Source organism: Bradyrhizobium sp. 2TAF36 (assembly GCF_052114925.1).
GTDB lineage: Bacteria > Pseudomonadota > Alphaproteobacteria > Rhizobiales > Xanthobacteraceae > Bradyrhizobium > Bradyrhizobium barranii.
This window is the reverse complement of sequence record NZ_JBFRFR010000181.1, coordinates 1-6,349: the sequence shown is the minus strand read 5'-3', so window position 1 is coordinate 6,349 and position 6,349 is coordinate 1. Positions and strand designations below refer to the sequence as shown.

7 protein-coding genes and 1 pseudogene are annotated in these 6,349 nt (G+C 60.9%); 7 read left to right on the top strand and 1 reads right to left on the bottom strand.

The window, feature by feature from the left end:
- Positions 1–14: 14 nt before the first annotated feature.
- The 7 genes and pseudogenes from AB4Z51_RS44045 (at position 15) to AB4Z51_RS44015 (ending at position 3,521) form a co-directional block, all read left to right on the top strand.
- Entirely contained in the window at positions 15–668 is a 654-nt protein-coding gene (locus AB4Z51_RS44045; RefSeq protein WP_441499691.1) for a Ku protein, read from the top strand.
- On the top strand, positions 665–1,000 hold the full coding sequence (locus AB4Z51_RS44040; protein ID WP_441499689.1) for a hypothetical protein: 336 nt from the start codon (positions 665–667) through the stop codon (positions 998–1,000). Before AB4Z51_RS44045 ends, AB4Z51_RS44040 begins: the two co-directional genes overlap by 4 nt.
- Positions 1,001–1,663, top strand: coding sequence for an HAD family hydrolase (locus AB4Z51_RS44035; RefSeq protein WP_441499688.1), 663 nt, complete (start codon positions 1,001–1,003; stop codon positions 1,661–1,663).
- Between the two features lie 6 nt (positions 1,664–1,669).
- A pseudogene (locus AB4Z51_RS44030) lies at positions 1,670–2,276 on the top strand (cell envelope biogenesis protein TolA).
- A 196-nt stretch (positions 2,277–2,472) separates the two neighbouring features.
- Positions 2,473–2,928, top strand: coding sequence for an Hsp20 family protein (locus tag AB4Z51_RS44025; protein WP_441499690.1), 456 nt, complete (start codon positions 2,473–2,475; stop codon positions 2,926–2,928).
- A gap of 77 nt (positions 2,929–3,005) precedes the next feature.
- Positions 3,006–3,326 carry a hypothetical protein gene (locus AB4Z51_RS44020; RefSeq protein WP_441499687.1) on the top strand — a complete coding sequence of 107 codons (321 nt, stop codon included), beginning with the start codon at positions 3,006–3,008 and terminating at the stop codon, positions 3,324–3,326.
- A 12-nt stretch (positions 3,327–3,338) separates the two neighbouring features.
- On the top strand, positions 3,339–3,521 hold the full coding sequence (locus AB4Z51_RS44015) for a hypothetical protein (protein ID WP_441499686.1): 183 nt from the start codon (positions 3,339–3,341) through the stop codon (positions 3,519–3,521).
- On the opposite strand, the gene AB4Z51_RS44010 is transcribed toward AB4Z51_RS44015, so the two are convergent.
- Positions 3,512–5,893 (bottom strand): PAS domain S-box protein, encoded by a 2,382-nt coding sequence (locus AB4Z51_RS44010; RefSeq protein ID WP_441499685.1) that lies wholly within the window; start codon positions 5,891–5,893, stop codon positions 3,512–3,514. The two genes, AB4Z51_RS44015 and AB4Z51_RS44010, sit on opposite strands and share 10 nt — an antisense overlap.
- Positions 5,894–6,349: the final 456 nt, after the last annotated feature.

Here is a 6,349-nt window from a genome sequence, read left to right as displayed (position 1 = left end):
GGAGTACCGCGTTCATGGCCCCCCGCGCCAACTGGAAAGGCTTTCTTCGCCTTTCGCTCGTCACCTGCCCGGTGGCGCTGTACCCGGCGACATCCGAGTCCGAGAAGATCAGCTTCAACCAGCTGAACCGGGCGACGGGGCACCGGATCAAGTACCTGAAGGTCGATGCGGACACCGGAGACGAGGTGCCCAATGAGGACATCGTGAAGGGCTACAAGGTCGATACCGACACCTTCATCGAGGTCACCAAGGAAGAGCTCGAGAACGTCGCTCTGGAATCCACCCACGACGTCAAGGTCACCAAGGACATGCTCGATCTCGCCAGGCACATCGTCGAACAGAAAGCCGGCAACTTCGAGCCGGACAAGTTCGAGGACCAGTACGAAACCGCCCTGGTCGATCTCATCAACCAGAAGCGGGCCGGCAAGCCGATCACGCCGAAGGAGCGTCCGCGCGGCGATAACGTCGTCGACCTGATGGACGCGCTGCGCAAGAGCGTCGGCGGCGCGGCGGCCGAAACCAGGGCTGCCCCCAAGAAGGGGGCCAAGAAGCCGCGCAAGGCGGCGGCCGGCCAGAAGGAAATGCTGATGCCGATCGCCGGMAAGAAGCCGGCGAAGGAGGCCGCCGCGAAGAAGCCGGCAGCAAGGGCGCGGCGGAAGTCGGCTTGAAGTATCCGGTGACCCCGGACGGCCGCTACTTCGTCGTTCGCGGCCGTCTCTGGCGGATGACCGATCCGGGCATCGACGAGGATGAGCGGTCGAAGCTGACGAAGCGGCTGATGACGGCCAGGCGCGCGGTACGGGATGCCAAGGCGCAGGAAGATTTGAAGGCCGAAGCGGCGGCTCATCGTGCCGTGGACGATGCCAAGAGAGCGCTCGGCGAGCGGGGCCCCGTCTGGCGGGGCGATGGTTCGCTCGACCTCAACCGCCACATGGCGAAGAATACGATCTACGCCGACTGGTACGCGAAGACAGGGCGGTCCCGCCCGGGAGGATCCTGAATGCCCAGAGCCGCCATCTTCGACGTGGACGGGACCCTTCTCGACTCCGTCGATCTCCACGCTCTCGCCTGGCACGAAGCCATGGTGAAGTTCGGTCACGACGTCAGCTTCGAGCAGGCGAGAAGCCAGATCGGCAAGGGCGGCGATAAGCTGATTCCGCATTTCCTCACGGCCGAGGCGCAGCGCGACCACGGTAGCGAGATGGAGGAATGGCGCGGCAAGCGCTTCAAGAGCGAATACCTGCCGCTTGTGCGTCCCTTCTCCGCGGTCCCGGACCTGCTGCGGCGCGTGCACGATGCCGGGCTCCGCATCGCCGTCGCGTCCTCCGCCAAGAAGGATGAGCTCGAAAAATACCTCGATATCGCCGACATCGCCGAGCTGGTCGATGTCACGACCAGTTCGGACGACGTGAAGGAATCGAAGCCGGCCCCCGACATCTTCGAGGTCGCTCTCGGCAAGCTCGGGATCGGAGGCGGTGATGCCGTCGCGATCGGCGACACCCCCTACGATGCCGAGGCGGCGGRCAAGGTCGGCATCCGGACGATCGGAGTGCTTTGCGGCGGATTTACCGAAACAGCGCTGCGGCAGGCCGGTTGCGCTGAAGTCCGCCCCGGGCCGGCAACATTGCTGGCCTGCTTCGCGGGTTCGCTCCTCGCAAAGTAGACGCCCATGGCGCGCAAGCTGAAGACCTACCAGACATCGCTCGGGTTCTACGATCTCGCGATCGCGGCGCCGTCCATGAAGGCCGCGCTGGAAGCGTGGGGCGCAGGCAGCAATCTCTTCCACCAAGGCTTCGCCAAGGAAGACCGATGATCCGGACGTCGTCGCGGCAGYCATGGCGAAGCCGGGCGTGGTGTTGAAGCGGCCGGCCGGATCGAGCGGACGCTTCGCCGCGCACGCCGACCTGCCCGACCCGGACGGCGAAGACGGCGGTCCGAAGAAAAGGCGCCGTCCGGAACCAAAGCGGCGGGCGGTCACGAAGACCAGCGTGGAGGATCCGCGCGAGGCTGCTTTGGCGTTTGAGCGCCAGCAGAGGCGCAGGGATGCCAAGCGTCGCAAGGAAGAGACGGCGCGGGAGAAGGACCGGGCTAAGCGCGAGAAGGCGATCGCAAAAGCACAGGCGGCGCTGGACGCCGCGCAGCGGGAGCATGAAGAACGATCCGAGGCGCTCGACGTCGAGCGGCGCGACCTGGAGAAGCGGGTCGGGGGCGAAGACGCGCGATGGGAGGATGAAAGGGAGAAGCTCAGTGACGCCCTGCACCGCGCCCGGGAATAGGCCGGCAACACCCGGTTAACCGTCCCGAATCCTGGTCGAAATTTTTGCATCGGCCTCTTGAAACTTTTTTCGAGATTCGCAATTTCTTCGGCGTCGCCGGTGGGCGATCGGGATGCCGTCAGGGTCCCGCCACTTGAGACGGGCACCGGTCGTGTCCGGTGCCGCTCAACCATTTTGCTCCATGGAGGATCTGGCTATGCGCACTGTAGATTTTTCGCCCCTGTTCCGGTCGGCCATCGGCTTCGACCGCCTTTTCGACCTCGCCGAAGCCGCCCAGCGAGTGGGTGAGGAAAGCTATCCCCCCTACAACATCGAACGCCTCGACGAGAATCGCTTCCAGATCTCCGTCGCGCTCGCTGGTTTCAAGCCGGACGAGGTCGATCTTACGGTCGAGCAGAATGTACTGACGCTCGAAAGCCGCAAGAGCGACAAGGAAGAGCGGACTTTTCTGCATCGCGGTATCTCTGCCCGCAACTTCAAGCGCCAATTCACTCTTGCCGATCACGTGGAGGTCAGGGGCGCCAGCTTCGAGAACGGCCTGCTCGTCATCGACTTGCAGCGGGAAATCCCGGAGGCGAAGAAGCCGCGCCGCATCGCGATCAACGGCGTTGGACTCAACAACGTCGCCCAGATCGAAGCGAAGGCGGCCTGACCAACTGAGTACGATCACCGCCGCGCGGGCTTGTCCCGCGCGGTTCCGCACTAACTCGTCTCGATATGGAGGTTGCCATGCGGCCGACGACCGCGCTCGACAACAACGTCATCGATCTCAACACCGTCCTGCATCCTGGTACGGTATTTGAACATCCACGGGACGTGGTCTCGCACCCCGCCCTCACTCTCTCCGAGAAGAAGGCCATTCTGGCATCGTGGGCCTCCGACGCTTCTGCCATCGCGTCATGCCCTTCGCTGCGAGCGCCCGAAGGTTTGAAAGCCCCTGTAACGATTGACGAGATCTTGGAAGCGCTTTGTGCGTTGGACAGTGGTCCTCGCAACCCGCCCGGCGGCAAGCCTATGCGTTTGAAGTCGGCCGACCGCGCCGCCGCCTGAACAGGAAAGACGATGCAGATCACCGAAATGTCGCAAGACAAGCCTGACGCCATCGAGCCGGATGTCGCGCGCGAACTGCAGCGGCAGGTCGCCGAATGGAAAGCGATGCGGGCTCCGCTGCGGTCTCGCACCGCCTCCGGCGTGCAGGTCGAGCGCCGGTTTAAACTTGGCCATCGCCGTCGCCATTACCGGTGACGCCCCAATGAGCGACGCTTATTAATCGCTTGTTCTAAACCTTGGCGAAGTGACTTCGGAGTGTAAGGCTTCACGACAAGGATTGCGTCCAATCGCTCCGCTTCAGATCTCAATCCGCCGTCGCCTGTCGCGAGAACTAGGCATAACTGGGGGCGGCGCGCACAGACTTCCCTTGCGAGCTCGAGCCCGGAAATGCCAGGAAGGCCGACATCCGTAAGTAAGATGTCTACAGGGTGCTCATCCAAAATCTTCAGCGCCTCTTTTGCCGTGCTGGCCTCTTTTACTTTACATCCGATGTCGCTTAGCATCTCTGCCGTCGTGAAGCGGATGAGATCATCGTCTTCAACGAGTAACACTGTCGCATCCTCAAAATTCTTTTCGTTGGCCGAGTGTTGCGATCCCTGAGCAACGCGCCTTTGAGCTTGATTAGCCAGCACGTGTCTGATTTTCCGCGCAAGTGCCTCGCGCGTGTAAGGCTTGGCTAAGAGCTCTACCCCGGGATCAAGCCGCCCGCCGTGCACGATGGCGTTTTGAGTATAGCCGGATGTGAAAAGTACGGCGAGGTTGGGCAATCGTTCCTTGGCTTTCCGCGCTAGGTCCGGGCTCCGCAACGTTCCAGGCATCATGACGTCGGTGAAGATAAGGTCTATTGGAATGCCGCTGTCGACAACAACGAGTGCGCTCGCGGCATCTCGCGCCTTGACGACGCGATAGCCTAGCTCGGTGAGCATCGAGACCGCCACTTCGCGAACCTCATCGTCATCCTCAACCACGAGGATGGTTTCCTCTCCGCCTTGAACCTCACCGGTCGGAGCTCCCACGAGAGTGTCTTCGCTGGCCACTTCTCGCGGGAAATACAGCTTCACAGTAGTTCCGGCACCTAGTTCGCTGTAGATTTTGACGTGCCCGCCGGACTGTTTGAGGAAGCCGTAAACCATGGCAAGGCCCAAACCCGTGCCCTTGTCCTCCGCCTTGGTTGTGAAGAATGGCTCATAGACCCGTTCCAGGATGTCAGGAGGAATGCCGGCGCCCGTGTCGGTTACTGCGATCATCACGTATTGCCCCGCAGACAAGTCCTCGTGCTGGCGAACATATTCATCGTCCAGGAAGGCATTGCTCGCTTCGATCGTCAGCCGCCCTTCACCGTTCATCGCGTCACGAGCGTTGATCGCGAGGTTCAAAATCGCATTTTCTAGTTGATCGGGGTCGATGAGGCTGTTCCACAGACCACCGGCGACTACCGTCTCGACTTCGATCTCCCCGCCCAAGGCGCGACGAAGCATCTCATCCATGCCTCTCAGCAGCCGGCCGGCGTTTACAACTCTTGGCTCCAGCGGCTGTCGCCTCGCGAAGGCAAGCAATTGAGAGGCGAGTTTCGAGCCGCGGGCAACACCGCCGAGGGCGCTTTGGACCCGCATCTCTGCCCGGGCATTGCCCGCGATATCTTTGCTCAACAGCTGCAGGTTTCCACTGATAACCTGCAGCAGGTTGTTGAAGTCGTGTGCGACGCCGCCGGTAAGTTGACCGATAGCCTCCAGCTTCTGCGAACGGATCATTGTCGCCTGAGCTGCATGGAGCGCTGCTTCCGCCTCACGACGTTCAGTGATATCCCGTGTAACCTTGGCGAATCCGAGAAGCTTGCCGGAGTCATCCCGGATGGCGTCGATCACGACGTGCGCCCAGAACGCAGTGCCGTCCTTTCGAACCCGTTGACCTTCATGTTCCCAACGCCCGTTTCGGGTTGCGGTGTCCAATCCGACAAGGGGAAGTCCGGCGGCCCGGTCAGCTTCCGTGTAGAACTCGGAGAAGTGCCTGCCAATAATCTCTTCGGGAGCATAGCCTTTGATATGCTGTGCGCCAGCATTCCAGCTCGCCACGTAGCCTTTAACATCCAGCATGAAAATGGCGTAGTCGGTAACGCTTTGGACCAGCAGCCGGAACTGTGCTTCGCCTTCGCGCAGTTTAGCCTCTGCGGCCCTTCGCTCAGTTAAGTCGCGAGTAATTTTAGCGAAGCCGACAAGCTCCCCCTCAGGAGAGCGGATCGCGTCTATAATGACATGAGCCCAGAACTGCGTACTGTCCTTGCGCACGCGCCAGCCTTCACGCTCGAACCGACCAGTGCGCTCGGCTTCGGCCAGCGCCAAAGCCGGGACGTTCTGCGAACGCTCAGCATCGGTGTAAAATGTCGAAAAATGCTGACCGATGATCTCATCCGCCTCATAACCTTTAAATCGCTTGGCGCCGGGATTCCAACTGGTCACGCGCCCCTCGCGATCCAACATGTAAATCGCGTAATCAGTAATTGCCTCAACGAGCAGCCGGTAGCGACCGTCGCTCGATTTTGCGGCTTCGAAGCGGTTCGAGCTGTCCATAAGAATCCTATCCCAGCCCCAGTTTGGGTGGGACACAGTCTACTGAAACAAGCTTACATCGTTTCGGTTCCAATGAATTACTGGCACCACGATTTCGAGGGTCGGGTAAGCCGTGCGAAGTGTTGCGGGACCATCCTTGACGTTGCGGCCGCCAAACTTCGCAAATCCCGACCCATTAAACGACCGGCCCCGGCCATATGCAGGTGTGCGTCACGCGCTAACGAGATCTCACCTTTTATCGAGAAAACCAACGTCGCTTCTGCCCCCAATGCAGACTTGAACCGGCCGTCATTTGATGGCGGCTACAGGCCGATTTTGTTGAAAAAGTCTTCGGTTGCGTGAGCTGACATTCGCTGATTCAGTCGTTGCAAGAGGGCTGAATCATGATGGGACATCAGCGAGTTGGGCAGGCCGCATTGTTCTATGAGTTTTCGCTCGAGCGGCACGTTCCGGCCG

Bases quoted from the DNA above. Each gene is read 5' to 3' on its own strand.
- AB4Z51_RS44010 (WP_441499685.1), bottom strand. From the start codon at position 5,893: ATGGACAGCTCGAACCGCTTCGAAGCCGCAAAATCGAGCGACGGTCGC.
- AB4Z51_RS44020 (WP_441499687.1), top strand. From the start codon at position 3,006: ATGCGGCCGACGACCGCGCTCGACAACAACGTCATCGATCTCAACACC.
- AB4Z51_RS44025 (WP_441499690.1), top strand. From the start codon at position 2,473: ATGCGCACTGTAGATTTTTCGCCCCTGTTCCGGTCGGCCATCGGCTTC.
- AB4Z51_RS44015 (WP_441499686.1), top strand. From the start codon at position 3,339: ATGCAGATCACCGAAATGTCGCAAGACAAGCCTGACGCCATCGAGCCG.